Below are 25,299 nucleotides of genomic sequence, written 5' to 3' on the forward strand. Positions count from 1 at the left end.
ACTGAACACCCCCCCAAACCCCACGTCATACCCATCCTTGAGCTAGCGTACGAACACTACCGCCGAGCCCTGCGATTAGTCCTTAGCCCCCTATCCATGTTTAACTTGAACGCTCATTCAAGTTAAACCGTCGGTTTGCTGCCCGCTCACAACAGGAGGCTTGCCCTTGCCGAGTCCGTTATTGATTGCCCGGTTTCACCCCCTCGAGGTGCACCTTTCATGAGTGCATCGTCCACCCCCGCCAGCGGCCAGATCCGCATGAATCCGCCGGTGTTTTACTTCGCGGCGACGTTTATTTTTCTGTTCGGCATCGTCGTTATTGCCATGCCTGAACAAGCCGGCGCCTGGCTGCTGCAAGCGCAAAACTGGGCGGCCAATACGGTCGGCTGGTATTACATGCTCGCGATGACGCTGTATCTGGTCTTCGTGGTGGTCACCGCCTTGTCCGGCTACGGCAAGATCAAGCTCGGTGCCGACCACGACGAGCCCGAATTCAGTTACCTGTCCTGGGCCGGCATGCTGTTCGCCGCCGGGATCAGCATCACGCTGTTCTTCTTTTGCGTGTCCGAACCATTGACCCATCTGTTGCAACCGCCGCAAGGCGAGGCCGGCACAGCGGACGCGGCGCGCCAGGCGATGCAGATTCTGTTTCTGCATTGGGGCCTGCACGGCTGGGGCGTGTTTGCCTTCGTCGGCATGGCGCTGGCCTACTTCGCGTACCGCCATAACCTGCCGCTGGCCTTGCGTTCGGCGCTGTACCCGCTGATCGGCAAACGCATCAACGGACCGATCGGTTATGCGGTGGATGGCTTCGGCATCATCGCCACGGTGTTCGGCCTCGGTGCCGACATGGGCTTCGGCGTGTTGCACCTCAACTCGGGCCTGGATTACCTGTTCGGCATCGCTCACACCCAGTGGATTCAGGTCGGCCTGATCACGCTGATGATGGGCGCGGCGATCATCGTCGCAGTGGCCGGCGTCGATAAAGGCGTGCGGGTAATGTCCGACATCAACATGCTGCTGGCCTGTGCGCTGCTGCTGTTCGTGTTGTTCGCCGGCCCTACGCAGCACCTGCTCAATACCCTGATCCAGAACCTCGGCGACTACCTCGGCGCCTTGCCGATGAAAAGTTTCGACCTCTACGCCTACGACAAACCCAGCGACTGGCTGGGCGGCTGGACGGTGTTCTACTGGGCGTGGTGGATCGCGTGGTCGCCGTTCGTGGGTCTGTTCATCGCACGGATTTCCCGTGGCCGCACCATTCGTGAATTCGTCTTCGGCGTGCTGTTGATCCCGCTCGGTTTCACCCTGGCGTGGATGTCGATTTTCGGCAACAGCGCCATCGACCAGGTGCTTAACCACGGCATGAGCGCGCTCGGCCTGTCGGCCATCGACAACCCTTCGATGACGTTGTACCTGCTGCTGGAAACCTACCCGTGGAGCAAAACCGTCATCGCGGTCACGGTGTTCATCAGCTTCGTGTTCTTCGTCACCTCGGCCGATTCCGGCACCGTGGTGCTGTCGACACTCTCGGCCAAGGGCGGCAACCCGGATGAAGACGGGCCGAAATGGCTGCGGGTGTTCTGGGGCGCGATGACCGCGCTGGTCACCAGTGCGCTGCTGTTTTCGGGCAGCATCGATGCGCTGAAGTCAGCGGTGGTACTGACTTCGTTGCCGTTCTCGATGATCTTGCTGCTGATGATGTGGGGCCTGCACAAAGCGTTTTATCTGGAGTCGCAGAAGCAGATCGCGCAGCTGCATTCCCTGGCGCCGGTGTCCGGATCGCGGCGCGGCGGTTGGCGTCAGCGTTTGAGTCAGGCGGTGCATTTCCCGTCGCGGGATGAGGTCTATCGCTTCCTCGACACGACGGTGCGCCCGGCGATTGAAGAGGTGTCGGCGGTGTTCGTCGAGAAGGGTTTGAACGTGGTCACTCAACCCGATCCGGCGAACGACAGCGTCAGCCTGGAAATCGGTCACGGCGAGCAGCATCCGTTCATCTATCAGGTGCAGATGCGTGGCTACTTCACGCCGTCATTCGCCCGTGGCGGCATGGGTCCCAAGCAACTCAACAATCGCCGTTATTATCGGGCCGAAGTGCACCTGAGCGAGGGCAGTCAGGACTACGATCTGGTGGGTTACACCAAGGACCAGGTCATCAACGACATCCTCGATCAGTACGAGCGGCACCTGCAGTTTTTGCATCTGGTGCGTTGAGCTCAGGCCTCGCTGCTCATCACCATGAACAACACCAGCGCCGCCACCGGGATGCTGAACACGATGCTGCCGACCACCAGCTCCGTGGTCACGGACTGGCCGGCGGTAACCACGCCGATGGCGCCGTTGATCATCGTCAGGGCCAGCCACAACACGATGAAGCTGTAGGTCAGCGTCTGGCGGCCGAAGCCGATGTTCTCGCCGATGAACAGCATCAGCGCCAGGAGGACCAGGCCGAAGGTGATGATGATCGTGGTGTGCATGATGCGTTCCTCCCTTCAGGTGTAGTGCGTCTTTAAGACCGCCTTCGCGGGCAAGCCTCGCTCCTACAGTTTTGTGTCGCTCCTGTAGGAGCGAGGCTTGCCCGCGAAGGCGTCAATCCTGCCTACATAGCAGCTTAAACCAACCCGCCATTCACCCGCAGAATCTGTCCATTGACCCATGCCGAATCAGGGCCGACGAGAAAGGAAACAACGCGGGAGATGTCTTCCGGCTGAGCCAGGCGCTCCAGCGGCGGCATCTTGGCGAAGGTCTGGATTTGCTCTTCACTCTTGCCGTGCAAAAACAAATCGGTCGCCACCGGGCCAGGCGCAACGGCGTTGACGGTGATGTTGCGACCGCGCATTTCCTTGGCGAACACCTGAGTCAGGGACTCCACCGCGGCTTTGCTGGCGATGTACACGGCGTAACCCGGCAGGTTCATGCCAACGGTGCTGCTGGAGAAATTGACGATCCGGCCACCGCTGTTCAAACGGATCGCCGCCTCACGCAGCGTGTTGAAAGTGCCGCGGGCGTGGATGTTGAAGTTCTGGTCGAACAGTTCGTCCGTGTGTTGCGCCAGCGGCATCACTTTGAGGATGCCGGCGTTGTTGATCAGCACATCGACTTTGCCCAGTTGTGTTTCGGTTTCGTCGAACATCCGGCGTACATCGTCGGCATTGGCCACGTCAGCCTTGATCGCTATGGCTTGATGGCCGGCCTGACGCAGTTCAACGACCAGCTTTGAGGCTTCAGTGGCGCTGCTGGCGTAGTTGATGGCGACGGCGAAACCTTCGCTGGCCAGTTGTTTGGCGATCACGGCGCCGATGCCGCGGGAGGCGCCGGTCACGATGGCAACTTTCGAAGTTTGAGTAGTCATGGCGGTGAGTCCTTTGAGGGTGTCTGTTTGGGGTGAAGCCAGACTCACATGTTTACTCAGGCTGATAAATGCACGAGAGTTGCCTTGACTGTTCAATAATCGCCAACAATCAAAGGTCGCGAACGCCATGGATCAAGTCAAAGCGATGAAGGTGTTCGTGCGGATCTACGAGCGCAGCAGCTTCACCCTGGCCGCCGAAGACCTGAACCTGCCACGGGCAACCCTGACCCACACGCTGAACCAGTTCGAAGCGTGGCTCGGTACGCGTTTACTGGAGCGCAGTACGCGTAAGGTGCGTCCTACGCTGGACGGCGAGGCGTACTACTTGCGCTGTGTGCAATTGCTGGCGGAACTGGAAGAAGCTGAACTGGCTTTTCGCAGCGTCGCGCCGAAAGGGCGATTGCGGGTGGATTTGCATGGCACGCTGGCCAAGAGTTTTGTCATCCCCGCCTTGCCGCAATTCATGGAGCGCTATCCGGACATCGAACTGTCCATCAGCGAGGCCGACCGCTTTGTCGATCTGATTGCCGAAGGCGTCGACTGTGTGCTGCGGGCCGGCACGCTCGGCGACTCGGCGCTGATCGGCAAGCGTGTCGCCAACCTGCGCCAGATCACCTGCGCCAGCCCGGCTTACCTGCGCAAATATGGCGAACCGAAAACCCTTGAAGACCTGAAACACCATCGCGCGGTGAACTACGTCTCGCGCACCACGGCGAAGTTGTTCCCGTTCGAATTCATGGTCGATGGCGAGTTGCAGGAAGTCGCCATCGAGGGCGCGATCTCGGTGTTTGGCGCAGAAATCTACGCCGCCTCGGCCATTGCCGGACTGGGCTTGATCCAGTGCCCGCATTACCGAATGGAAACGCAGATCGCCCAGGGCCTGGTGCAGGAAGTCCTGATCGACACGCCGCCGCCCCCGATGCCGGTTTCAGTGTTGTATCCGCATAACCGACACATGTCGCCACGGGTTCGGGTGTTTGTGGATTGGTTGGGGGAGGTGTTTGCCGGGGCCATTTGAAGTAGTCAAAGATCAAAAGATCGCAGCCTTCGGCCGCTCCTACATAGGAATGCGATCACTGTAGGAGCGACTGAAGTCCGCGATCTTTGCAGGATGTGTACCGTGTGAATATGTGTCGGTTTTCTGCTTTACAGTTCAGGTCCTTTCCACAGAGGACTCACCGAAATGAAATTCCCGGTCGTTCTGCACAAGGATGCCGACTCAGAATACGGAGTGATAATCCCGGACGTGCCGGGTTGTTTCTCTGCGGGCGCTACAGTGGCGCAGGCATTCGAAAACGTGAAGGAGGCGTTGTCCTTGCACTATGAGGGGTTGGTTGCCGATGGTGATCCACTGCCGCAAGTGCAGGAGATAGACGCTCATATTGATAACCCTGATTACGCCGGTGGTGTGTGGGGTGTGGTTGACTTCGATATCACGCCTTACTTTGGCAAGTCGGTTCGTTTCAACGCCACTCTGCCTGAGCAGTTGCTTGAGCGTATCGACCAAACGGTCAGGCGAGATCAGCGATACAGCTCAAGATCCGGCTTTTTGGCGGCGGCCGCACTGCGTGAGCTATCGGCATAAACGCCGAGCGATTTTGCTCGTCCGGCAGGTTCAATTGAAAATATGTGAAACGTTTCAGCATTTCCTCAAGTCCGAGGTTTATCGACGTTTGTCTGGGCGTATGCTGGGCAACTTGCGAAGCAGTCGATACCAACTTCAAGACAGACAAGAGAGGATTAGATGACCTACACCGCTGCCGAAAACCGCTACGACTCCATCCCTTACCGCCGCGTCGGTCACAGCGGTCTGGTGTTGCCAGCGTTGTCCCTGGGCCTGTGGCACAACTTCGGCGACAGCACTCCGATCGACACCCAGCGCTCGTTGCTGCGCACGGCGTTCGATCTGGGGATCAACCACTTCGACCTCGCCAACAACTATGGTCCGCCGTACGGCAGCGCCGAGACCAACTTCGGGCGTTTGCTGCGTGAAGACTTCAAGCAGTATCGCGATGAGCTGATCATCTCGAGCAAGGCCGGTTGGGACATGTGGCCCGGTCCTTACGGGCAGGGCGGTGGCTCGCGCAAATACGTGCTGGCCAGCCTTGATCAGAGCCTGCAGCGTCTGGGCCTGGAATACGTGGATATTTTCTACTCCCACCGTTTCGACCCGGACACGCCGCTGGAAGAAACCGCCAGCGCACTGGCCACGGCGGTGCAGCAGGGCAAGGCGTTGTACATCGGCATCTCGTCGTATTCCGGGGTGAAAACCCGTGAGATGGCGGCGCTGTTGCAAGAGTGGAAAGTTCCGTTGCTGATTCACCAGCCGGCCTACAACCTGCTTAATCGCTGGGTGGAAAAGGATCTGCTGGATGTCACCGACGAGCTGGGCACCGGCGTGATTGCGTTCACGCCGTTGGCGCAGGGTCTGTTGACCGACAAATACCTCAACGGCATTCCGAAGGACGCGCGGGTCAATCGTCCGGGCGGTGGTTCGTTGCAGTCCTCGCACCTGTCTGAGGCCAACATTGCCCATGTGCGTGGGCTCAATGAGATCGCCAAGCGTCGCGGTCAGAGCCTGGCGCAACTGGCGTTGGCCTGGACGCTACGCGACCCTCGGGTGACTTCGGCGCTGATCGGTGCGAGCCGGCCGGAGCAGATTATCGAGAACGTCGGGGCGTTGAAAAATCTGAGCTTCAGTGCGGAAGAGCTGGCGGAGATTGACCGGTTTGCCCAGGAAGGCGGGATTAATCTTTGGGAGAAACCTTCGACGGCTGAATGAGTGTTCGGCGCCGGGTTATCTGGCGTCTGTCAGTCCGATATCGCGAGCAGGCTCACTCCTACAGGGGTTGGGGGTTGACCACAAAATGTGTGGCCAACCGATAACCCTTGTAGGAGTGAGACCGGCTTGCCGGCGATGGGGCCAGTACAGACAACAAAAAAATCAGGATTTACCGAAAAAACGGCACATCCCCCAACACCGTCGCCCGCTGCATCACCCGCCGCGCCGGCCGGTAGTCATCCACCGCGTAATGCTGCGTCACGCGGTTGTCCCAGAATGCGATGTCGTCCTGCTGCCAGCGCCAGCGAATGGTGAATTCCGGCCGTGTGGAATGGGCGAACAGAAACTTCAGAATCGCCTCGCTCTCCGTCTCCGACAGCTCATTGATCTTCGACGTAAACCCTTCACTGACGAACAACGAACGGCGCCCGCTCACCGGATGCGTGCGAATGACCGGGTGCGACAGCGGTGGATTTTTCCGGCGAGCCTCTTCCCACTGAGCCAATGCTTCAGGCGTGTTGCCATAGCGTTCCAACGGAAACGAACGGGTGAAATCGTGAGTCGCCGTCAGCCCTTCCAGCAGACTTTTCATCGGCGTGGACAGCGCCTCATAAGCCGCAATGCCGCTGGCCCACAACGTGTCGCCGCCAAACTCCGGCAACAGTTTTGCGCTGAGCACCGCGCCCATCGCCGGGGTCGGCAGGAAGGTCACGTCGGTGTGCCAGATCGCGTTGTCGCGCACGTCGGTGACGGCGGTGTCGAGGATCAGCACTTCCGGCTGTTCCGGCACATTCGGGTAGATCGGGTGAATGTGCAGGTCGCCGAAGTTGGCGGCGAAACGCGCCTGTTGCTGCGGCGTGATCGGCTGGTCGCGGAAGAACAAAACCTGATGCTTGAGCAGTGCCTGTTCGATGGCATCGCGCTGTTCCAGGTTCAGTGGTTGACTGATGTCGATGCCGCTGATGTGCGCGCCGAGGGCGGAGCTGAGGGGGACGATTGTCAGGTTGCTCATGGTGGTTCTCTTCAATCCGGGGTGCAGACTGTGGGAGCGGGCTTGCTCGCGAAGGCGGTTTAGCATTCAACATCTAAGTTGACTGACACGGCCTCTTCGCGAGCAAGCCCGCTCCCACATTAAAAAATCAGTGAGCCTGGCCGTGCCACGGCACCAGTTTGCGTTGCAGCGCACGCAAGCCCATCTCCATGGCGAAGGCGATCAGCGCAATCACCAGAATCCCCAGCACCACCACATCGGTGACCAGGAACTGTGCGGCCGACTGCACCATGAAGCCCAGGCCGCTGGTGGCGGCGATCAGTTCGGCGGCGACCAGCGTTGACCAGCCCACGCCCAGACCGATGCGCACACCGGTCAAGATGTCCGGCAAGGCACTCGGCAAAATCACATGGCGAATCAACTGCGCCCGGGTCGCGCCCAAGGACTGCGCGGCGCGCAATTTGGCCGGGTCGACGGTGCGCACGCCAGTCGCGGTGGCGATGGCGATCGGGGCGAAAATCGCCAGGTAAATCAGCAGGACTTTCGACAGCTCGCCAATGCCGCACCAGATGACAATCAACGGCAGATAGGCGAGCGGTGGAATCGGGCGGTAGAACTCGATCAGCGGATCGAGAATGCCGCGCGCAATGCGGTTGTGACCGATGGCGATGCCGACCGGCACGGCGGTCAGCACGGCAAAACCAAGGCCCAGACCGATGCGGCTGAGGCTCGCGCCCAAGTGCTGCCACAACGTCGAATCCATGTAGCCGGTGGTCACCAGCAGCCAGCCTTTTTGCAGCACGGCGGACGGTGGCGGCAGGAACAGCGGTTCGATCATTCCTGTGGCGGTAACGGCCCACCACAGGGCAACCAGCGCGACCAGGGTCAGCACGCTGATCCAACGAGTACTGAGGCTTCGCCGAACAGGAATCACCGTCGAACCCGGTTTCACCGTCACGGCCGGAATTTCATAGCTGCTCATGCGCGCTCCTGCCGCGTGGCGGCGCTGCGTTGGGAGAACACTTTGGCGAGTACGTGTTCGCGGGTTTCGATAAAGCGCGGGTCGGATTTGATCGCCCGTGCGGACTCGCCGGCGGCGTAACGCTGACCGAAATCCAGGCTCAGGCGCTCGACGATTTGCCCGGGGTTTGGCGCCAGCAGAATCAGGTCCGTGGCGAGAAATACTGCTTCTTCAATATCGTGGGTAATCAGGAATACGGGTTTGGCGGTGCGCTGCCAGACTTGCAGCAGCAGCTCCTGCATCTGTTCGCGGGTGAAGGCGTCGAGGGCGCCGAAAGGTTCGTCCATCAACAACACGCGAGGGTCGGCGGCGAGCGCACGGGCGAGGCCGACACGCTGTTTCTGGCCACCGGAAAGTTGCCAGATCCGCCGATTTTCGAAACCGGAAAGGTCCACCAGTGCGAGCATTTCCCGAGCGCGGATTTCACGTTTGTCCCGGGAAACACCGGCCAGTTCCAGACCGAAACCGACGTTGGCCAGCACGTCTTGCCAAGGCAGTAGCGCGTCGTCCTGGAACACCACGCCGCGTTCGGCGCTCGGGCCTTTGACCGGCACGCCATCGAGGGTGATGCGCCCGGCGTTGGGCTCGACGAAACCGGCAATCAGGTTCAACAGCGAAGTCTTGCCACTGCCGGACGGGCCGAGGGCGACCAGCAATTGCTGGGGCCCGAGGCTCAGGGAAATATCCGCCAATACCGGTTCCGGGCTACCGGGGTACTGTGCGCTGATGCGCTCCAGCTGTAGCAAGGCCATCGCAATTAACTCCCGATCAGTTGGTGATGAACTTGGCGCTGACGTACGGCGCGTAGTCCGGCAGCACGGCCTCGACCTTGCCTTGTTCTTTCAGGAACACGGCGGTGTCGGTGATGGCTTTGGTGGTCGGCGCGCCGAGGGTGATCACCTGATCAGCCGCCAGCGGGTAGACGTTGCCTTGCAGCAGCAGCGGAATGTCGCTGGCCTTGGCGCCCGATAGCTTCACCAGCTTGTCGACGTTGGATTGATTGGCGAGCCAGGCTTTAGGGTCTTTGCGGTAATCGGCGTAGGCGTCGAGGGTGACTTTGGCGAACGCGGTGACGATTTCCGGGTGCTTCTCGGCGAAGTCTTTACGCACGATCCACGCGTCGAACGTTGGTGCGCCGAACTTGGCCAGCTCACCAGAGGTGATCAGTACTTTGCCGTTTTCCTTGGCCACGCCGAGCGCTGGGTCCCACACGTAGGTGGCGTCGATGTCACCGCGTTTCCATGCGGCGATGATGGCTGGCGGGGCGAGGTTGAGCACAGTGACTTTCGAAGGGTCGATGTTCCAGTGTTTCAACGCGGCGAGCAGGCTGTAGTGGCCGGTGGAAACGAATGGCACGGCGATCTTCTTGCCGATCAGGTCTTGCGGCGTCTTGATCCCGGAGCCGTCGCGGGCAACCAAGGCTTCAGCGGCACCGATCTGGGTGGCGATGAGGAAGGTTTCAACCGGGACTTTGCGGCTGATTGCAGCCGTCAGAGGGCTGGAACCGAGGTAGCCGATCTGCACGTCGCCGGAAGCGATGGCGGCGATGATGTCTGCACCGTTGTCGAATTTGCGCCAGTCGATCTTGGCGTTGGTGGCTTTTTCGTAGGCGCCGTCGGCCTGGGCGACTTTCGCCGGGTCCACGGTGGTCTGGTAGGCGACAGTCACGTCAGCCGCCTGGGCAAAGAAACTCGCCGCAGCCAAAGACGCGGCCGCCAGGAGGCGAAGAGGGAAATGCAGTTTCATTGGGAAGCTCCTTTTCAGGCGGACCGAGAGTCGGCGTGAAAAAGAGACTAAATGATATAAGAATCCGAAAATAAATAACTTTTTCGAATGAGCTTATGAGCGGAATATTCTAAGTGCTCCCTTGTAGGAGCCGGCTTGCTGGCGATGAGGCCCTTAGGCTTGCGGTGAATTACAGGCCGTCATCGCCAGCAAGCCGGCTCCTACAGGGTTTTGCGTTGGGCGCGCAATTTTGTGGCGATCCCGAATCTGTGTAGGAGCCAGCTTGCTGGCGATGAGGCTCTTGAGGCTTGCGGTGAATTTCAGGCCGCCATCGCCGGCAAGCCGGCTCCTACAGGGTTTTGCGTTGGGCGCGCGATTTTGTGGCGATCCCGAATCTGTGTAGGAGCCAGCTTGCTGGCGATGAGGCCCTTGAGGCTTGCGGTGAATTTCAGGCCGCCTTCGCCGGCAAGCCGGCTCCTACAGGGTTATGTGTGAGGCACATGATTTTTGTAGGAGCCAGCTTGCTAGCGATCAAGGTCCGCAGGACCGCCAACGATCAGTTACTGATCGCCAGAATGCTCGCCTGATATGAGCCGACAAACACATCGAAATCGCCGACTTCGTTCTGCTCCAGCTCCACTTGCTCCGCCAGCGAGGAGCGTGCGCGCTCTTCAAACGTTGCCTGGTCTTCGCTGCTCAAAGGCTCGCTGCGGAAATATTCCGCATGGGCCTGGCTCTGGCGCAGGGAGAACTGGCTGAAGCTTTCCTTGTGCTCGGCCATTGCCGCCAGCACCTGGGCCGATGGTGTCAGGGACGAATCCTTGACCTTGGCCAGTTGCGCGTCCAATGCCTTGCTGTGCGCATCGCCGCCATGGCTCTGATCCAGCAACGCCGCCAGTGGCGCAATCTTCTCCAGCAACTCGCCCGCCCATTCTTTCAGGTCAACCGGTTGACCGTCGCGTTGCAGTTGCAGGCCCGGACGGCGACCTTCCTTGACCACGCTGAGGAAGTTCGATGTCGCGTTGCCGCACGAATTACTGGTCAACAGCGGGCTGTCGTTCAGCGCGCAATACAGCAGGAACGCATCGAGGAACCGCGACTCGGTGAGGTCGATACCCATCGGCAGGAACGGGTTGATGTCCAGGCAACGCACTTCGACGTACTGAATGCCACGGGCCACCAGCGCCTGGATCGGCCGCTCGCCGGTGTAGGTCACGCGTTTCGGGCGGATGTTGGAGTAGTACTCGTTTTCGATCTGCAGGATGTTGGTGTTGAGCTGAACCCACTCACCGTCCTGATGCGTGCCGATTTCGACATACGGCGCATACGGTGTGGCCACCGCTTTGCGCAGGCTGTCGGTGTAGCTCGCCAGATCGTTGTAGCACGGCGTCAGGCCGGCCTGGGCATTGCTCTGGTAACCCAGATCGCTCATGCGCAGGCTGGTGGCGTACGGCAGGTACAAGGTGTCCGGGTCCAGCTGTTCCAGCTGATGCGTGCGACCGCGCAGGAAACCGGCGTCCAGCGCTGGCGAAGCACCGAACAGGTACATCAGCAGCCAGCTGTAGCGGCGGAAGTTACGGATCAGCGCGATGTAGGCCGACGACTGATAGTCGCGGTCAGTACCGACAAAGCCTTCCGCCTGCTTGAGCAGCGGCCAGAGCTTCTCCGGCAGGGAGAAGTTGTAGTGAATCCCGGCGATGCACTGCATGGTCTTGCCGTAGCGCAGGGCCAGGCCCTTGCGGTAGACATACTTGAGCTTGCCGATGTTGGAGGTGCCGTAATAGGCGATCGGGATATCTTCCTCGGCCGGCAACGGGCACGGCATCGATGGACTCCACAGGTACTCGTTGCCGAGCTTGCTGTAGGCAAAACGGTGAATCCTGTCCAGGCTCGCCAGGGTGTCGGCCGGGTCGGGCAGGGCGGGCGTGATGAACTCCAGCAGCGACTCGGAATAGTCGGTGGTGATTTGTTCGTTGGTCAGCGCGGAACCCAATTCTTCCGGGTGCGGCGTTTGCGCCAGGCGACCTTCGCCGGTCACGCGCAGGCATTCACGTTCGATGCCGTGAAGGCACTGTTCGAGCAGAGAGAGGTTAGCGCGCTCGCCGAGCAGAGCCAGGCGGCGGTTGAGAAGTTCGCTCAAGTTGGATTCCTTCACGCGTCAGTCGCCCCAATATGGGGGTGGGCAGGACGGTCTACAAGGGTGAAGTTGAAACTGGCGTTTTCGCCTGGTTTTGTAGGAGCGAGCTTGCTCGCGAAGGACTTGAGGGCGCCGCGTTCATCCAGGCGACCCTAGTCTTCGTTGACCTCCATCGCGAGCAAGCTTGCTCCCACAGGTTTCGTTGCGCTGAAATTAACTCAAAATGATGGCATTCATCTACAGGACAGCGAACGTGCCTTGTGCTTTTGCGACGAGTTTGTCGCCCTGCATCACGTCGGCTTCCACCACCAGCGTGCGGCGGCCCGGGTGGATCACCCGCGCCGTGCACATCACCTCACCGTCGGAAACGGCGCGGATGTAGTTGATCTTGCACTCGATGGTCGCGCTCTGCTGGTCAAAGCCGTGGGTGCTGGAACAGGCCAGCCCCATGGCAATGTCCACCAGGCTGAACAAGGCCCCGCCGTGCAGCTTGCCGCCGCGATTGCGCAGTTCGGGTTCAAGCGCCAGGGCGACTTGCGCCACCCCGGTTTCCAGGCTGTGCAAGCGACAGCCCAGCAGCTTGAAAAACGCGCTTTCGGTCAGCCCGGCCGGGATCTCCATCAGCGTTTCTTCAACTGCTTGGCGTTGGCGAACAGCGAAGCCATGGCGTTGTTGGACGGGGCCGCCGCTGTGGTTTCCTTGCGCGGTGCAGTGTTCTGGGACTGGCGCGGTGCCGACCCCGGACGCGCACCACGGGCACCGTCGATTTTCTCGCCTGGGGTGTCGCTCATGCGCATCGACAGACCGACGCGTTTGCGCGGGATATCGACTTCCATGACCTTCACTTTCACCACGTCACCGGCCTTCACCGCTTCGCGTGGATCCTTGATGAACTTCTCCGAAAGCGCAGAGATGTGCACCAAACCGTCCTGATGCACGCCGATATCGACGAACGCACCGAAGTTGGTCACGTTGGTCACTACGCCTTCGAGGATCATGCCCAGTTGCAGGTCCTTGAGGTCTTCGACGCCTTCCTGGAACTCGGCGGTCTTGAACTCGGGACGCGGGTCGCGGCCAGGTTTTTCCAGCTCTTGCAGGATGTCGGTGACCGTCGGCAGACCGAAGGTTTCGTCGGTGTACTTCTTCGGATCAAGACGCTTGAGGAAGCTCGCGTCGCCGATCAGCGAGCGAATGTCGCGGTCGGTTTCAGCGGCGATGCGTTGCACCAGCGGATAGGCTTCCGGGTGAACCGCAGACGAATCCAGCGGGTTGTCGCCGTTCATCACGCGTAGGAAACCGGCCGCCTGTTCGAAGGTTTTTTCGCCCAGACGCGCGACTTTCTTCAACGCTGCGCGGGTTTTGAACGCACCGTGCTCGTCACGGTGGCTGACGATGTTCTGCGCCAGGGTCGCGTTGAGGCCGGAGATACGGGCCAGCAGCGCCACGGACGCGGTGTTCACGTCCACGCCGACGGCGTTCACGCAGTCCTCGACCACCGCGTCCAGGCCGCGCGCCAGTTTCAGCTGCGACACGTCGTGCTGGTACTGGCCGACACCGATGGATTTCGGATCGATTTTAACCAGCTCGGCCAACGGATCCTGCAAGCGACGGGCGATGGATACCGCGCCACGGATCGACACGTCGAGGTCCGGGAATTCCTTCGAAGCCAGTTCCGACGCCGAGTAAACCGATGCACCGGCCTCGGAGACCATGACTTTGGTCATCTTCATGGCTGGGTATTTTTTGATCAGTTCAGCAGCCAGCTTGTCGGTTTCGCGGCTGGCGGTGCCGTTGCCGATGGCGATCAGGTCCACCGAGTGCTTGGCGCACAGGGCCGCGAGAATCGCCAGGGTCTGGTCCCACTTGTTGTGCGGCACGTGCGGGTAAACCGTGGCGTGATCCAGCAGCTTGCCGGTGGCATCGACCACGGCGACCTTGCAACCGGTGCGCAGTCCCGGGTCGAGGCCCAGGGTGGCACGCGGGCCGGCCGGAGCCGACAGCAGCAGGTCGTGCAGGTTGTGTGCGAACACGTTGATCGCTTCGGTTTCCGCGCCATCGCGCAGTTCACCCAGCAGGTCGGTTTCGAGGTGGGTGTAGAGCTTGACCTTCCAGGTCCAGCGCACCACTTCGCCCAGCCATTTGTCGGCGGCGCGGTTCTGGTTCTGGATACCGAACTGCTGACCGATCATGCCTTCGCACGGGTGCATGGTGCCCGGCAGTTCGTCGCCGACTTTCAGCGCCGAGCTGAGGATGCCTTCGTTGCGGCCACGGAAAATCGCCAGCGCGCGGTGCGACGGCATGCTTTTCAGCGGTTCGTCGTGTTCGAAATAGTCGCGGAACTTGGCGCCTTCCTCTTCCTTGCCGGCGATCACGCGGGCACTGAGGGTGGCTTCTTGCTTCAAGTAGTTGCGCAGCTTGTCCAGCAGGCCAGCGTCTTCGGCGAAGCGCTCCATGAGGATGTACTTGGCGCCTTCGAGGGCCGCCTTCACATCGGCCACGCCTTTTTCGGCGTTGATGAAGCGTGCGGCTTCGGTGTCCGGGGCCAGCGAGGGATCGTTGAACAGGCCGTCGGCCAGCTCGCCGAGGCCGGCTTCCAGGGCGATCTGGCCCTTGGTGCGGCGCTTTTGCTTGTACGGCAGGTACAAGTCTTCGAGGCGGGTCTTGGTGTCGGCGAGCTTGATGTCGCGTTCAAGTTGCGGGGTCAGCTTGCCTTGCTCTTCGATGCTGGCGAGGATGCTGATGCGCCGTTCGTCGAGTTCTCGCAGGTAGCGCAGACGCTCTTCCAGATGACGCAACTGGATGTCATCGAGGCTGCCGGTCACTTCTTTCCGGTAACGGGCGATGAAGGGAACGGTAGAGCCTTCATCGAGTAGCGCGACGGCCGCTTCGACCTGTTGTGGGCGTACGCCGAGTTCCTCGGCGATGCGGCTGTTGATGCTGTCCATAAAACCACCTGACAAATTGTGAAAGCAGGCTCGCGGGCGCGGGGATAAAGGCTCGGCGAGTCTGGTTGAGCGGCCTGGCCTGCGCCGCTACCTGGATCAACAGGCATCCCGTTGACCCGTGAAATCGAACAATTACTGCCGTGGCGATGAAAATAAAAAGCCGCCACAACGGTAACGATCAGACGTTGCCTGACACAAAAGGCCGCGCATTATAACCAGCGTTCTGTCATTCGGGGGCATCACAGGCTGTAGGCACAATGCCCGGATTTCTGGCGGTGAAGGAAAAATCTGCTAACAATGCACACGGTGCGTATAACGGCAGCTACGCCATAATGCGCGCCGAGATCAAAGGAGCATCCAATGAGCAGCACTGCAAACATTGCTGAAGGCGAAAAAATTCTTATCGTTGACGACGATCCGGGGCTCAGCAGCCTGCTGGAACGCTTTTTCGTCAGCAAGGGCTACCGCGCCCGCGCCGTACCGAACACCGAACAAATGGACCGCCTGCTGGCGCGTGAAGTGTTCAACCTGGTCGTCCTCGACCTGATGCTGCCCGGCGAAGACGGTCTGACCGCCTGCCGCCGTCTGCGCGGCGCGAACAATCAGATTCCGATCATCATGCTCACCGCCAAGGGCGACGAGCTGAGCCGCATCAAGGGCCTGGAACTGGGCGCCGACGATTACCTGGCCAAGCCGTTCAACCCGGATGAGCTGATGGCTCGCGTCAAAGCGGTCCTGCGTCGTCAGTCGGCGCCGGTGCCGGGTGCGCCGGGCAGCGAAGACGAAAGCGTGACCTTCGGTGACTACGAACTGTCCCTGGCCACTCGCGAACTGAAACGCGGTGACGAAGTGCACATGCTCACCACCGGTGAGTTTGCGGTACTCAAGGCCCTGGTCATGAACGCGCGTCAGCCACTGACCCGTGACAAGCTGATGAACCTGGCCCGTGGCCGCGAGTGGGATGCCCTGGAGCGTTCCATCGACGTGCAGATCTCCCGTCTGCGCCGGATGATCGAGCCTGATCCGTCCAAGCCGCGTTACATCCAGACTGTCTGGGGCGTGGGCTACGTGTTCGTTCCGGATGGCGCCGCCACCAAGTGATCGGCGATTTGTAGGAGCGGGTCGTGCGGATGATGTTGTCCGCAGACTCGCGATCCGCAATATGCGAGCATCGCTCGCTCCTGCAAGTGTGTAGCGGTTATTCATGAAAACCCCGGTTTGGTTCCCCCAGAGTTTCTTCTCCCGCACCCTGTGGCTGGTGCTGATTGTCGTCCTGTTTTCCAAGGCGCTGACCCTGGTTTATCTGTTGATGAACGAAGACGTGCTGGTGGACCGTCAATACAGCCACGGCGTCGCCCTGACGCTGCGCGCCTATTGGGCGGCCGATGAAAACAATCGCGACAAGATTGCCGAAGCCGCAACCCTGATCCGGGTGGTGGGCACCGGCGTGCCGGAAGGCGAGCAACACTGGCCTTACAGCGAGATCTATCAGCGGCAGATGCAGGCCGAACTCGGCGCCGACACCGAGGTGCGATTACGCATGCACTCACCGCCGGCGCTGTGGGTCCGGGCGCCGAGCCTGGGCGATGGCTGGCTGAAAGTGCCGCTGTATCCACATCCTTTACGCGGCCAGAAAATCTGGAACGTGCTCGGCTGGTTCCTTGCCATCGGCTTGCTGTCCACCGCCTCGGCGTGGATCTTCGTCAGCCAGCTCAATCAACCGTTGAAGCGCCTGGTCTATGCCGCCAGGCAACTCGGCCAGGGTCGCAGCGTTCGTTTGCCGATCAGCGACACGCCGAGCGAGATGACCGAGGTGTACCGCGCGTTCAACCAGATGGCCGAAGACGTCGAACAGGCTGGCCGCGAGCGCGAGCTGATGCTGGCCGGGGTGTCCCATGACCTGCGAACACCGCTGACTCGTTTGCGCTTGTCGCTGGAACTGATGGGCGACCACAGCGACCTGACGGACGACATGGTCCGTGACATCGAAGACATGGACGCGATTCTCGACCAGTTCCTCGCGTTCATCCGCGATGGCCGCGATGAATCGGTGGAAGAGGTGGACTTGAGCGATCTGGTCCGCGAAGTCGCCGCGCCGTTTAACCAGAATGAAGAGAAAGTACGCCTGCGTCTGGAGCCGATTCAGCCGTTTCCGCTGCGTCGCGTGTCCATGAAACGGTTGCTGAACAACCTGATCGGCAATGCGCTGCATCACGCTGGCAGCGGTGTTGAGGTGGCGGCTTATGTGTCCGGGGATGTCAGCGCCCCGTATGTGGTGCTGAGCGTCATGGACCGTGGGGCGGGGATTGATCCGTCGGAGCTGGAGGCGATCTTCAACCCGTTTACCCGTGGGGATCGTGCTCGCGGTGGCAAAGGGACCGGGTTGGGTCTGGCGATCGTGAAGCGGATTGCTTCGATGCATGGCGGGAATGTTGAGCTGCGCAATCGTACTGGCGGTGGGCTGGAAGCGCGGGTTCGGTTGCCGTTGGGGTTGATGTTGCCTCGGGATGCGGTTTAACAACTGAGATCTTCAGTGGGGCTAATGGCCCTTTCGCGGGCAAGCCTCGCTCCTACAGTGGAGTGCGATCAACTGTAGGAGCGAGGCTTGCCCGCGAAGGCGGCCTTCCAGCCACCATAAATACTATGGATTAACCCTTACCTTTGGTCCGAGTCATATTCGGCCCACCATTCTTCTCAAGATGCTCAATGATGATCCCCGCCACATTCTTCCCGGTGGTGGTCTCAATCCCTTCCAGCCCCGGCGACGAATTCACTTCCATCACCAACGGCCCGTGATTCGAACGCAGAATATCCACACCCGCCACCGCCAGTCCCATCACCTTCGCAGCGCGTAATGCAGTCATGCGTTCTTCCGGCGTGATCTTGATCAGGCTGGCGCTGCCACCGCGATGCAGGTTGGAGCGAAACTCTCCAGGCTTGGCCTGACGCTTCATCGCTGCAATCACCTTGTCGCCGACCACGAAGCAGCGAATGTCCGCACCGCCGGCTTCCTTGATGTATTCCTGAACCATGATGTTCTGCTTGAGGCCCATGAACGCCTCGATCACCGATTCCGCCGCCGTTGCGGTTTCGCACAGCACCACGCCGATGCCCTGGGTGCCTTCCAGAACCTTGATCACCAGCGGCGCGCCGTTGACCATGTCGATCAGGTCGGGAATGTCATCCGGAGAGTGGGCAAACCCGGTGACCGGCAAACCGATCCCGCGGCGCGAGAGCAATTGCAGCGAACGCAGTTTGTCCCGCGAGCGGGCAATGGCCACCGATTCGTTAAGCGGGAACACCCCCATCATTTCAAACTGACGCAGTACCGCGCAGCCATAGAACGTTACCGACGCACCGATCCGTGGGATCACCGCGTCGAAACCTTCCAGCGGCTTGCCGCGGTAGTGGATCTGCGGTTTGTGGCTGGCAATGTTCATGTAGGCGCGCAGGGTGTCGATCACCACCATTTCATGGCCACGCTCGGTACCGGCTTCGACCAGACGACGAGTGGAATACAGACGCGGGTTCCGCGACAGCACAGCGATCTTCATGCAACACCTGTGGAGGAGGTAGATACCGGGAACACCGGCTTGTCTTGTACATACTTAATGCCCGGATTGACCACCAGCTGGCCGTCGATCAGGGCTTTGGAACCGAGAAGCAGGCGATAACGCATGGACTTGCGGCAGGCGAGTGTGAACTCGACGGGCCAGACCCGATCACCGAGGGCCAGGGTGGTGCTTACCACGTAACGCTTCTGCGCCTGGCCGTTGGAGCTCTTGATGGATTTCATCGTCACCAGCGGTGCTTCACAGCGTCGGTGTCGCAACTGCACTACCGTGCCCAGGTGCGCGGTGAAGCGCACCCACTGTTCGCCGTCGCGCTCGAACGGCTCGATGTCAGTGGCATGCAGGCTGGAGGTGCTGGCGCCGGTGTCGATTTTTGCCCGCAGGCCCGCGACTCCCAAACCCGGGAGCGCCACCCACTCGCGCAGACCGACAACGGTCAAATGGTCAAATGTCTTCAAAGGTACTCAACCGGTGGATACCGCTGGGGCCGCACGCGGCCGGATTCGCGGTATTCACGCAGAATAATGGTTAAAAGGCGACAGATATCTACAGCCCGGAATTCCACCCCTGCAAGCGAGGTGTGGCGTGCGCATTGTAGTACGGGTCGGTGGAAATCCTGGCACGACAGAAACGGTAGTACAGTTCACCAATATTTCAGAATGAGGAAATTCCATGGCACAAAAAAGCGAAGAGGACGACAAGGTCCGTCTCGATAAGTGGTTGTGGGCCGCGCGTTTTTATAAAACACGTGCCTTGGCGAAAGCGGCGATTGAAAGTGGCAAGGTGCATTGCCGGGGTGAGCGTTGCAAGCCGGGCAAAGAGCCGCGGATCGGCGACGAGTTTCAGATTCGCGCAGGGTTCGAGGAGCGTACGGTGGTGGTCCAGGCGTTATCGATCGTGCGCCGTGGTGCGCCGGAAGCTCAGACCTTGTACGCCGAAACCGAAGCCAGCATCGCCAAGCGCGAAGCGGCTGCGGCGATGCGCAAGGCGGGCTCGCTGGGCGTGAGCACTGACGGCAAACCAAGCAAGAAGCAGCGGCGGGATCTGTTTAAATTTCGTGGGAGCAGCAACGACGAGTGAGTCGGTTGTTTCTGCGTTGTCTGGGCTGACGCTATCGCTGGCAAGCCAGCTCCTACAGGAGATTGCGTTACGTTTGAACGACGCGGTCACTGTAGGAGCTGGCTTGCCGGCGATCGAGTGCGCAGCACTCGCCCTCCAACGAAAAAATCGGGCGCTACGCACCATATTTCTCCGACGACTAACATCCCCCAACCACCGCATCGAACGGTCGCAGACTTGCAATTACCCGAGTGCGCAGCCATATCGGGTGAATCGCCAGCGGCGAATCGAGTGGATGGAAAGCCACTCGTCGAAAATCGCACACAGCCTCTGACCTGTAGGCCATAACCAGAAGGCCAGCAGCGCCAGCGGCACAAAATTGCACAACGCCGCCGGCGGACGTTCCACCTTGCTTGGAACAAAACCGGATTGTTCATAAAATGCCTCCCATGGCTGAACAGTGCGCACCAAAACGGTGCTGCAGAGGCGCGATTTTTTCGTTTGTAACCTTTTATCATTTACTTCAGATACCCAGACCTATGACCGATCTACCGGATACCGACTACACCCAACGCTTCATCTTCGATGACAGCGACACCCGCGGCGAGCTGGTTTCGTTGGAGCGCAGCTACGCCGAGGTCCTTGCCAAACACCCGTATCCGGAGCCGGTCGCGCAACTGCTTGGCGAACTGATGGCCGCAGCATCGTTGCTGGTCGGCACCTTGAAGTTTGATGGTCTGCTGATTCTTCAGGCGCGGTCCGACGGCCCTATCCCGTTGCTGATGATCGAATGCTCCAGCGAACGTGACATCCGTGGTCTGGCCCGTTACGAGGCCGACCAGATCGCCCCCGACGCCACCCTCGCCGACCTGATGCCCAACGGCGTATTGGCGCTGACCGTCGACCCGACCGTGGGCCAGCGTTATCAGGGTATCGTCGACCTGGATGGCGATACCCTGTCGGAGTGCTTCACTAACTACTTCGTGATGTCGCAACAGGTGGGCACGCGTTTCTGGCTGTACGCCGATGGCCGTCGCGCCCGTGGCCTGTTGCTGCAGCAACTGCCCGCCGACCGCCTGAAAGACGAAGAAGAACGCGCCGCCAGCTGGCAGCACATCACCGCGCTGGGCAGTACCCTGACCGCCGATGAATTGCTCGGCCTGGACAACGAAACCGTGCTCCATCGTCTCTACCACGAAGAGCAGGTCCGGCTGTTCGATGTGCAGAAATTGCGCTTCCGTTGCAGCTGCTCGCGCGAACGTTCTGCCAATGCTCTGGTCAGTTTGGGTCTGGAAGATGCGCAGAGCCTGGTCGTCGAACACGGTGGCAACATCGAGGTCGACTGTCAGTTCTGCAATGAACGTTACCTGTTCGACGCCGCCGATATCGTTCAATTATTCGCCGGTGCGGGCGTCGACACGCCGTCAGATACCCGTCACTAAAACGGTTCAGCGCAGGTAAATTCACTGGAAAGTGCCGGAATAACGCCGTTACGACGGGAGGGCCCTACTTTTTTTGGGCGTTTCTGGCATAATCCGGCCCACTTTTTTCGCGGTAGTAGTGCACGACTTTCTACTACAAAACGTTTGGAGCACTCGGCCACTGGCCGACGGGGAACCTCATGACGCAAGCCAATAACGCCGTGTACACCGATCTGAGTGTTGATGATCTGGTTAAAGAAGCCCTGAATCGCGGTGAAGGCGAGCTTGCCGATACCGGCGCGCTGGTTGTTCGCACCGGTCACCGTACCGGTCGCTCGCCAGTCGATCGTTTCATCGTTGAAGAGCCGACCACCCAGGCCGCTATCGCCTGGGGCCCGATCAACCGCAAGTTCCCGGCCGACAAGTTCGATGCCCTGTGGGCTCGCGTCGAGGCGTTCAACAACGCGCAAGATCATTTCGTTTCCCACGTGCATGTAGGCGCGGCCGAAGATCACTACCTGGCCGTGAAGATGACCACCCAGACTGCCTGGCAGAACCTGTTCGGTCGTTGCCTGTTCATCAACCCGGCCCAGTACAACCCGGCGGGTCGTGCTGAGTGGCAAGTGCTCAACGTTGCCAACTTCGAGTGCGTGCCAGAGCGTGACGGCACCAACTCCGACGGTTGCGTGATCATCAACTTCGCACAGAAGAAAGTGCTGATCGCCGGCATGCGTTACGCCGGTGAAATGAAGAAAGCCATGTTCTCGGTGCAGAACTTCCTGCTGCCGGCCGCTGACGTACTGCCGATGCACTGCGCCGCCAACATCGGCGAAGCGGGCGACGTGACCCTGTTCTTCGGCCTGTCCGGCACCGGTAAAACCACCCTGTCGGCCGACGAAAGCCGTTACCTGATCGGTGACGACGAACACGGCTGGGGCGAAGGCGTTGTCTTCAACATCGAAGGCGGTTGCTATGCCAAGTGCATCGACCTGTCCGAGAAGAACGAGCCGGTCATCTGGAAAGCCATCAAGCACGGCGCAGTCCTGGAAAACGTCGTGATCGACGACGCCAAGCACGCCGACTACGCCGATGTCAGCCTGACCCAGAACAGCCGCGCCGCCTACCCGCTGGAGCACGTTGCCAAGCGTTCCGAGAAAAACCTCGGTGGCGAGCCAAACGCTGTGATCTTCCTGACCTGCGACCTGACCGGCGTACTGCCACCAGTGTCGATCCTCAGCGAAGAACAAGCGGCCTACCACTTCCTGTCCGGCTACACCGCACTGGTGGGCTCGACCGAAATGGGTTCCGGCAGCGGCATCAAGTCGACCTTCTCCACCTGCTTCGGCGCACCGTTCTTCCCGCGTCCGGCCGGCGAATACGCAGAGCTGCTGATCAAGCGTATCCGCGGCTTCGGCTCCAAGGTCTACCTGGTCAACACCGGCTGGACCGGCGGCGGCTACGGCGTCGGCAAACGCTTCAACATCCCGACCACTCGCGGCGTGATCGCAGCGATCCAGAGCGGCGCGTTGATCGGTGCTGAAACCGAACACCTCGACACCATCAACCTCGACGTGCCACTGGCCGTACCGGGCGTTGAGACTGGCCTGTTGAACCCACGTAACACCTGGGCTGACAAGGCTGCTTACGATGAAGCGGCTAAAGCACTGGCCGGGTTGTTCGTTGAGAACTTCAAGAAGTTCGAAGTGAGCGACGCGATCAAGGCTGCTGGGCCGAAGTTGTAAGAGTTGGTTTGATGTAATGAAAAAGCCGCCCTTTGAGGGCGGCTTTTTTGTGGGTAACGAATATCACACGACTTGTAGGAGCCGGCTTGCTGGCGATGGTCGTTAACGATACCGCGTACTGTCTGGATAAACGCGGCGAACTACAGTCTATCGCCAGCAAGCCGGCTCCTACAGGTCGTGCGTTATCCAGGATTCCGTAAGGTGCCTTTTTTGTGGGGACGGCTCAGGTTTTCAGGTGCAAAACGAACGCGCCCACCAACACCAGAACCACGCCAAGCACCTGTAACTTTGCCAGCCTTTCCTTGAAAAATACGTACCCCAGAATCGCCGCAATCCCTCCAGACAACGTACTGATCACGGTCACCACCGAAACCGATCCTGCCACCGCGCCCCAGGCGAACGAAGAAAACCCACCCAGGTTCATCAAGCTGGCGCCGGTCAGCGTCATGCAGTTTTTCAACGGTGGAATTTTCAGCCCGTCCTCGATCCTCAGGACGATAACCACCAGCACGATCAGACCAACCAGATAGGCGAGCCAAAGCATCGTTACCGGACCAAGTACCGGAAGCACGAAGTGGCCTTGCAGCCAGAAACTGGTGCCATAGAAAAGGGCGGCCAACAGTGCGTAGGCGATCGAGCTGCTGGCTTGAGTCGTGTGTGGGATTTTCGAGTCGGAATGGATGCTGGAGAGAATCACCCCGATCACGCACAGAGCAATGCAAAGCAGCTGAGTCAGGCTGATCTGCTCACCTCCGGCCCAGGACAGCAACGTTGTTACAACGCCATAAGAAGTTACCAGCGGCGCAACGATGGAAGCTTTGCCGAGGGCAAAGGCTTTGGACAACGCGAGGGCACCAGACACCGTCAGCACGGCGGCGACAATGCCGAACAGCCAGACAGTGAGTGACGCCGACATCGATTTGAGGATGAACGCGGGGAAGGCAATCAACAGCAGGCTCATGATGCTGAACCCCAGCGCCTGACCGAAATACACCGCGCGTTTGACGCCCACTGCGCGGGCATTCAACCCCACCAGAAAATCCGTGCCGCCCCACAGTAAGGCGGCGAGTAAACCCATCAGTACGTCCACGCTATGTCCTTATAGGTGTGTGCTGCGGACGTTAGAAGCCTTCCAGCGTCTGAGTGTCCCAGCGTCGGGCCTTGATGGCCTGGTAGAGCATGCCGATGGTAAGCGGGACTTTGTCGCCACGCCCCTTGGCCCTGCGTTTGAGGAAGACATCGTAGCCTTCGGGTTGGAAGTAGCGATAGGCGTCGTAATCGATGAGGTCGATGGCGAACTGTTCTTCCAGTGCTTCCATCAGGTTTTGAGCATCGGCACCGTCGCAGCCCAGGTCGAAGTTGATCGAGGTGGTGAGGCTGATGGTTTTGCGTTCGGGCAGGCCGAGTTCCTCGTGCAGCAGCTGCATGAGCAGGTGCATGGTTTGGTCGTCGGGGAAATTGGAGGCGAGGTTCATTCGGGGACGTCCGGTTGGGCTTGGGCGGATCTTATTGGTCGTCAGGTTTGGTGGGAAGGGCATGAGCAGATTGTGACGGATTGTCTTCCCGGTATTTGGCGAGCACTCCCTCTCGCGCAGGAAGTGGAGTGAGGATGTCCTCTGGCGACGTGTCGAATCCTGCGAGGCGCAGGCAAGCCGGCTCCCACAAGGGTGCGGCTTACCTGTTAGCGCTTAGCGTCAGGCAGGCGCTTTCCAGCCCAGCATGCGTTGTTGGGCGACTTTTAGCAGGTCGCAGCCGTCTTGGGTCAGTAGGTAGAGCGCGTGGGTGATGTGGGGGATGTCTTCTAGATCGCCTTGCTCGAAGGATTGGCAATGCAGGGTTCGGAGCAATTCGCTGGAGGCTCGGATGCGCTGGAGGGCGGCTTCGAGGATGTCTTGCGGGTTGGCTTCTGTGTCGATGATCAGGGGTGGGGAATCGGTGAGGTTGGTTTGGAGTGGGCGGTAGCGATCGGTGAGCGGGTTCCAGGTATTCATTTGAATTTTCTCTTTTATGTAGCTGAAGACCCGCCACTATCGTGACCAAACGATGGGTGGCGGACTGTGTTCAGGTTGGTCAACCAGGGAGAGAAAACCCGAGTACGCAGAAGCGTCCCAAACACAGCCGCCATAAAGCGTGCCGACACAAAAGAAGTCGGCAGCATACAAGGGCATGCGTAAGTTTTCTCTCAAATTCAGGTGACCAAACCCGAGTCGCTGATTTGGCAGCGACAGTCCGACTATAGATTCGAGCCACCGGTTGGCGATAGGCGACAAGGTGTCTTGTGTTGTAGGACCGGGATGAAGCTTTGATAGGGCGTTGCCTACGGACTTATCTTTTGCGTAATTTTTCGCGTTTGACTGCCATCAGTTGTCTGGCTTCTTCGTCGGGAATGCTTGGGCGTGGGTCGTCGAGACTGGCTTGTACCTGTGCTCTGAACCATGCGTCGTAGGCTGCTTTTTCTCGAGATGATTGGGTTTCGGGGATTTTGGTTTTCATCAGATTCACCGCGTTATCGTTCTTCGCGGGCAAGCCTCGCTCCTACAGGGAGGGGGGGG

Annotated in this window: 24 protein-coding genes and 1 pseudogene; 9 read left to right on the top strand and 16 right to left on the bottom strand. The window is 59.9% G+C overall.

Annotated elements, in window-relative coordinates; genetic code table 11:
- Nucleotides 1-258 precede the first annotated feature (258 nt).
- On the top strand, nucleotides 259-2,214 hold the full coding sequence (gene betT, locus KGB24_RS24310) for a choline transporter BetT (RefSeq protein ID WP_223415337.1): 1,956 nt from the start codon (nucleotides 259-261) through the stop codon (nucleotides 2,212-2,214).
- A gap of 2 nt (nucleotides 2,215-2,216) precedes the next feature.
- On the opposite strand, the gene KGB24_RS24315 is transcribed toward betT, so the two are convergent.
- The gene (locus tag KGB24_RS24315; RefSeq protein WP_223415271.1) at nucleotides 2,217-2,477 is read right to left on the bottom strand and encodes a hypothetical protein; all 261 of its coding nucleotides are present in this window, start codon (nucleotides 2,475-2,477) and stop codon (nucleotides 2,217-2,219) included.
- A gap of 134 nt (nucleotides 2,478-2,611) precedes the next feature.
- A complete protein-coding gene (locus KGB24_RS24320) occupies nucleotides 2,612-3,352 on the bottom strand; it encodes an SDR family oxidoreductase (RefSeq protein ID WP_223415270.1) in 741 nt (246 codons plus the stop codon).
- A 127-nt stretch (nucleotides 3,353-3,479) separates the two neighbouring features.
- Between KGB24_RS24320 and KGB24_RS24325 the strand changes: the two genes are divergently transcribed.
- From KGB24_RS24325 to mgrA, 3 genes are all read left to right on the top strand, one after another.
- Nucleotides 3,480-4,370, top strand: a complete 891-nt coding sequence (locus tag KGB24_RS24325) for a LysR family transcriptional regulator (RefSeq protein ID WP_223415269.1) — start codon at nucleotides 3,480-3,482, stop codon at nucleotides 4,368-4,370.
- Nucleotides 4,371-4,535: 165 nt separating this feature from the next.
- Nucleotides 4,536-4,937 carry a type II toxin-antitoxin system HicB family antitoxin gene (locus KGB24_RS24330; protein ID WP_032829017.1) on the top strand — a complete coding sequence of 134 codons (402 nt, stop codon included), beginning with the start codon at nucleotides 4,536-4,538 and terminating at the stop codon, nucleotides 4,935-4,937.
- A gap of 159 nt (nucleotides 4,938-5,096) precedes the next feature.
- Complete coding sequence (gene mgrA / locus KGB24_RS24335) at nucleotides 5,097-6,134, top strand: L-glyceraldehyde 3-phosphate reductase (RefSeq protein WP_223415268.1); 1,038 nt, start codon at nucleotides 5,097-5,099, stop codon at nucleotides 6,132-6,134.
- A 169-nt stretch (nucleotides 6,135-6,303) separates the two neighbouring features.
- Here the strand turns inward: mgrA and tauD are convergent, their stop codons facing one another.
- The 7 genes from tauD to KGB24_RS24370 form a co-directional block, all read right to left on the bottom strand.
- Nucleotides 6,304-7,146: a taurine dioxygenase gene (gene tauD / locus KGB24_RS24340; protein WP_008032268.1), complete on the bottom strand. Its 843-nt coding sequence runs from the start codon at nucleotides 7,144-7,146 to the stop codon at nucleotides 6,304-6,306.
- Between the two features lie 127 nt (nucleotides 7,147-7,273).
- Nucleotides 7,274-8,107 carry a taurine ABC transporter permease TauC gene (gene tauC, locus KGB24_RS24345; RefSeq protein ID WP_008032267.1) on the bottom strand — a complete coding sequence of 278 codons (834 nt, stop codon included), beginning with the start codon at nucleotides 8,105-8,107 and terminating at the stop codon, nucleotides 7,274-7,276.
- Nucleotides 8,104-8,898, bottom strand: a complete 795-nt coding sequence (gene tauB / locus KGB24_RS24350) for a taurine ABC transporter ATP-binding subunit (RefSeq protein ID WP_223415267.1) — start codon at nucleotides 8,896-8,898, stop codon at nucleotides 8,104-8,106. The genes tauC and tauB overlap by 4 nt, the downstream gene beginning before the upstream one ends.
- A gap of 16 nt (nucleotides 8,899-8,914) precedes the next feature.
- Nucleotides 8,915-9,892: a taurine ABC transporter substrate-binding protein gene (gene tauA, locus KGB24_RS24355; RefSeq protein WP_223415266.1), complete on the bottom strand. Its 978-nt coding sequence runs from the start codon at nucleotides 9,890-9,892 to the stop codon at nucleotides 8,915-8,917.
- A gap of 535 nt (nucleotides 9,893-10,427) precedes the next feature.
- The gene (gene gshA / locus KGB24_RS24360) at nucleotides 10,428-12,011 is read right to left on the bottom strand and encodes a glutamate--cysteine ligase (RefSeq protein ID WP_192226737.1); all 1,584 of its coding nucleotides are present in this window, start codon (nucleotides 12,009-12,011) and stop codon (nucleotides 10,428-10,430) included.
- Nucleotides 12,012-12,245: 234 nt separating this feature from the next.
- Nucleotides 12,246-12,629 carry a PaaI family thioesterase gene (locus KGB24_RS24365; protein WP_008019061.1) on the bottom strand — a complete coding sequence of 128 codons (384 nt, stop codon included), beginning with the start codon at nucleotides 12,627-12,629 and terminating at the stop codon, nucleotides 12,246-12,248.
- Nucleotides 12,629-14,953, bottom strand: a complete 2,325-nt coding sequence (locus KGB24_RS24370) for a Tex family protein (protein WP_223413709.1) — start codon at nucleotides 14,951-14,953, stop codon at nucleotides 12,629-12,631. The genes KGB24_RS24365 and KGB24_RS24370 overlap by 1 nt, the downstream gene beginning before the upstream one ends.
- 360 nt (nucleotides 14,954-15,313) lie before the next feature.
- Between KGB24_RS24370 and ompR the strand changes: the two genes are divergently transcribed.
- Both ompR and KGB24_RS24380 read left to right on the top strand, forming a co-directional pair.
- A complete protein-coding gene (ompR, locus tag KGB24_RS24375; RefSeq protein ID WP_008032260.1) occupies nucleotides 15,314-16,054 on the top strand; it encodes a two-component system response regulator OmpR in 741 nt (246 codons plus the stop codon).
- A 103-nt stretch (nucleotides 16,055-16,157) separates the two neighbouring features.
- Nucleotides 16,158-17,471, top strand: a complete 1,314-nt coding sequence (locus tag KGB24_RS24380) for an ATP-binding protein (RefSeq protein WP_192226739.1) — start codon at nucleotides 16,158-16,160, stop codon at nucleotides 17,469-17,471.
- Nucleotides 17,472-17,601: 130 nt separating this feature from the next.
- Here the strand turns inward: KGB24_RS24380 and rimK are convergent, their stop codons facing one another.
- Complete coding sequence (gene rimK, locus KGB24_RS24385) at nucleotides 17,602-18,507, bottom strand: 30S ribosomal protein S6--L-glutamate ligase (protein ID WP_007949201.1); 906 nt, start codon at nucleotides 18,505-18,507, stop codon at nucleotides 17,602-17,604.
- Nucleotides 18,504-18,950, bottom strand: coding sequence for an ATP-dependent zinc protease (locus KGB24_RS24390; protein WP_177318178.1), 447 nt, complete (start codon nucleotides 18,948-18,950; stop codon nucleotides 18,504-18,506). Before KGB24_RS24390 ends, rimK begins: the two co-directional genes overlap by 4 nt.
- Before the next feature lie 247 nt (nucleotides 18,951-19,197).
- On the opposite strand from KGB24_RS24390, the gene KGB24_RS24395 reads away from it, so the two are divergent.
- Complete coding sequence (locus KGB24_RS24395) at nucleotides 19,198-19,605, top strand: RNA-binding S4 domain-containing protein (protein ID WP_008025063.1); 408 nt, start codon at nucleotides 19,198-19,200, stop codon at nucleotides 19,603-19,605.
- 187 nt (nucleotides 19,606-19,792) lie between these two features.
- Here KGB24_RS24395 and KGB24_RS24400 read toward each other — a convergent pair.
- A pseudogene (locus KGB24_RS24400) lies at nucleotides 19,793-20,021 on the bottom strand (phosphoesterase); the annotation flags it as partial.
- A gap of 102 nt (nucleotides 20,022-20,123) precedes the next feature.
- On the opposite strand from KGB24_RS24400, the gene hslO reads away from it, so the two are divergent.
- Complete coding sequence (hslO, locus tag KGB24_RS24405) at nucleotides 20,124-21,026, top strand: Hsp33 family molecular chaperone HslO (protein WP_223413710.1); 903 nt, start codon at nucleotides 20,124-20,126, stop codon at nucleotides 21,024-21,026.
- 179 nt (nucleotides 21,027-21,205) lie between these two features.
- Entirely contained in the window at nucleotides 21,206-22,747 is a 1,542-nt protein-coding gene (locus KGB24_RS24410; RefSeq protein WP_008025058.1) for a phosphoenolpyruvate carboxykinase, read from the top strand.
- 223 nt (nucleotides 22,748-22,970) lie between these two features.
- Here the strand turns inward: KGB24_RS24410 and KGB24_RS24415 are convergent, their stop codons facing one another.
- The 4 genes from KGB24_RS24415 to KGB24_RS24435 form a co-directional block, all read right to left on the bottom strand.
- Nucleotides 22,971-23,825, bottom strand: a complete 855-nt coding sequence (locus KGB24_RS24415) for an EamA family transporter (RefSeq protein WP_223413713.1) — start codon at nucleotides 23,823-23,825, stop codon at nucleotides 22,971-22,973.
- A 43-nt stretch (nucleotides 23,826-23,868) separates the two neighbouring features.
- Nucleotides 23,869-24,222 carry a DUF1493 family protein gene (locus KGB24_RS24420; protein WP_008025055.1) on the bottom strand — a complete coding sequence of 118 codons (354 nt, stop codon included), beginning with the start codon at nucleotides 24,220-24,222 and terminating at the stop codon, nucleotides 23,869-23,871.
- 219 nt (nucleotides 24,223-24,441) lie between these two features.
- Nucleotides 24,442-24,738 (bottom strand): hypothetical protein, encoded by a 297-nt coding sequence (locus tag KGB24_RS24430; protein WP_223413711.1) that lies wholly within the window; start codon nucleotides 24,736-24,738, stop codon nucleotides 24,442-24,444.
- A gap of 334 nt (nucleotides 24,739-25,072) precedes the next feature.
- Nucleotides 25,073-25,240 carry a hypothetical protein gene (locus tag KGB24_RS24435; protein WP_223413712.1) on the bottom strand — a complete coding sequence of 56 codons (168 nt, stop codon included), beginning with the start codon at nucleotides 25,238-25,240 and terminating at the stop codon, nucleotides 25,073-25,075.
- Between the last annotated feature and the right edge of the window lie 59 nt (nucleotides 25,241-25,299).

Source organism: Pseudomonas sp. BF-RE-25 (assembly GCF_019956105.1).
GTDB lineage: Bacteria > Pseudomonadota > Gammaproteobacteria > Pseudomonadales > Pseudomonadaceae > Aquipseudomonas > Aquipseudomonas migulae.

What these genes read in the sequence shown, in the direction of transcription:
- betT (WP_223415337.1), top strand. Translation starts at nt 259, where the DNA reads ATGAATCCGCCGGTGTTTTACTTCGCGGCGACGTTTATTTTTCTGTTC.
- KGB24_RS24315 (WP_223415271.1), bottom strand. Translation starts at nt 2,477, where the DNA reads ATGCACACCACGATCATCATCACCTTCGGCCTGGTCCTCCTGGCGCTG.
- KGB24_RS24320 (WP_223415270.1), bottom strand. Translation starts at nt 3,352, where the DNA reads ATGACTACTCAAACTTCGAAAGTTGCCATCGTGACCGGCGCCTCCCGC.
- KGB24_RS24325 (WP_223415269.1), top strand. Translation starts at nt 3,480, where the DNA reads ATGGATCAAGTCAAAGCGATGAAGGTGTTCGTGCGGATCTACGAGCGC.
- KGB24_RS24330 (WP_032829017.1), top strand. Translation starts at nt 4,536, where the DNA reads ATGAAATTCCCGGTCGTTCTGCACAAGGATGCCGACTCAGAATACGGA.
- mgrA (WP_223415268.1), top strand. Translation starts at nt 5,097, where the DNA reads ATGACCTACACCGCTGCCGAAAACCGCTACGACTCCATCCCTTACCGC.
- tauD (WP_008032268.1), bottom strand. Translation starts at nt 7,146, where the DNA reads ATGAGCAACCTGACAATCGTCCCCCTCAGCTCCGCCCTCGGCGCGCAC.
- tauC (WP_008032267.1), bottom strand. Translation starts at nt 8,107, where the DNA reads ATGAGCAGCTATGAAATTCCGGCCGTGACGGTGAAACCGGGTTCGACG.
- tauB (WP_223415267.1), bottom strand. Translation starts at nt 8,898, where the DNA reads ATGGCCTTGCTACAGCTGGAGCGCATCAGCGCACAGTACCCCGGTAGC.
- tauA (WP_223415266.1), bottom strand. Translation starts at nt 9,892, where the DNA reads ATGAAACTGCATTTCCCTCTTCGCCTCCTGGCGGCCGCGTCTTTGGCT.
- KGB24_RS24365 (WP_008019061.1), bottom strand. Translation starts at nt 12,629, where the DNA reads ATGGAGATCCCGGCCGGGCTGACCGAAAGCGCGTTTTTCAAGCTGCTG.
- KGB24_RS24370 (WP_223413709.1), bottom strand. Translation starts at nt 14,953, where the DNA reads ATGGACAGCATCAACAGCCGCATCGCCGAGGAACTCGGCGTACGCCCA.
- ompR (WP_008032260.1), top strand. Translation starts at nt 15,314, where the DNA reads ATGAGCAGCACTGCAAACATTGCTGAAGGCGAAAAAATTCTTATCGTT.
- KGB24_RS24380 (WP_192226739.1), top strand. Translation starts at nt 16,158, where the DNA reads ATGAAAACCCCGGTTTGGTTCCCCCAGAGTTTCTTCTCCCGCACCCTG.
- rimK (WP_007949201.1), bottom strand. Translation starts at nt 18,507, where the DNA reads ATGAAGATCGCTGTGCTGTCGCGGAACCCGCGTCTGTATTCCACTCGT.
- KGB24_RS24395 (WP_008025063.1), top strand. Translation starts at nt 19,198, where the DNA reads ATGGCACAAAAAAGCGAAGAGGACGACAAGGTCCGTCTCGATAAGTGG.
- hslO (WP_223413710.1), top strand. Translation starts at nt 20,124, where the DNA reads ATGACCGATCTACCGGATACCGACTACACCCAACGCTTCATCTTCGAT.
- KGB24_RS24410 (WP_008025058.1), top strand. Translation starts at nt 21,206, where the DNA reads ATGACGCAAGCCAATAACGCCGTGTACACCGATCTGAGTGTTGATGAT.
- KGB24_RS24415 (WP_223413713.1), bottom strand. Translation starts at nt 23,825, where the DNA reads ATGGGTTTACTCGCCGCCTTACTGTGGGGCGGCACGGATTTTCTGGTG.
- KGB24_RS24420 (WP_008025055.1), bottom strand. Translation starts at nt 24,222, where the DNA reads ATGAACCTCGCCTCCAATTTCCCCGACGACCAAACCATGCACCTGCTC.
- KGB24_RS24430 (WP_223413711.1), bottom strand. Translation starts at nt 24,738, where the DNA reads ATGAATACCTGGAACCCGCTCACCGATCGCTACCGCCCACTCCAAACC.
- KGB24_RS24435 (WP_223413712.1), bottom strand. Translation starts at nt 25,240, where the DNA reads ATGAAAACCAAAATCCCCGAAACCCAATCATCTCGAGAAAAAGCAGCC.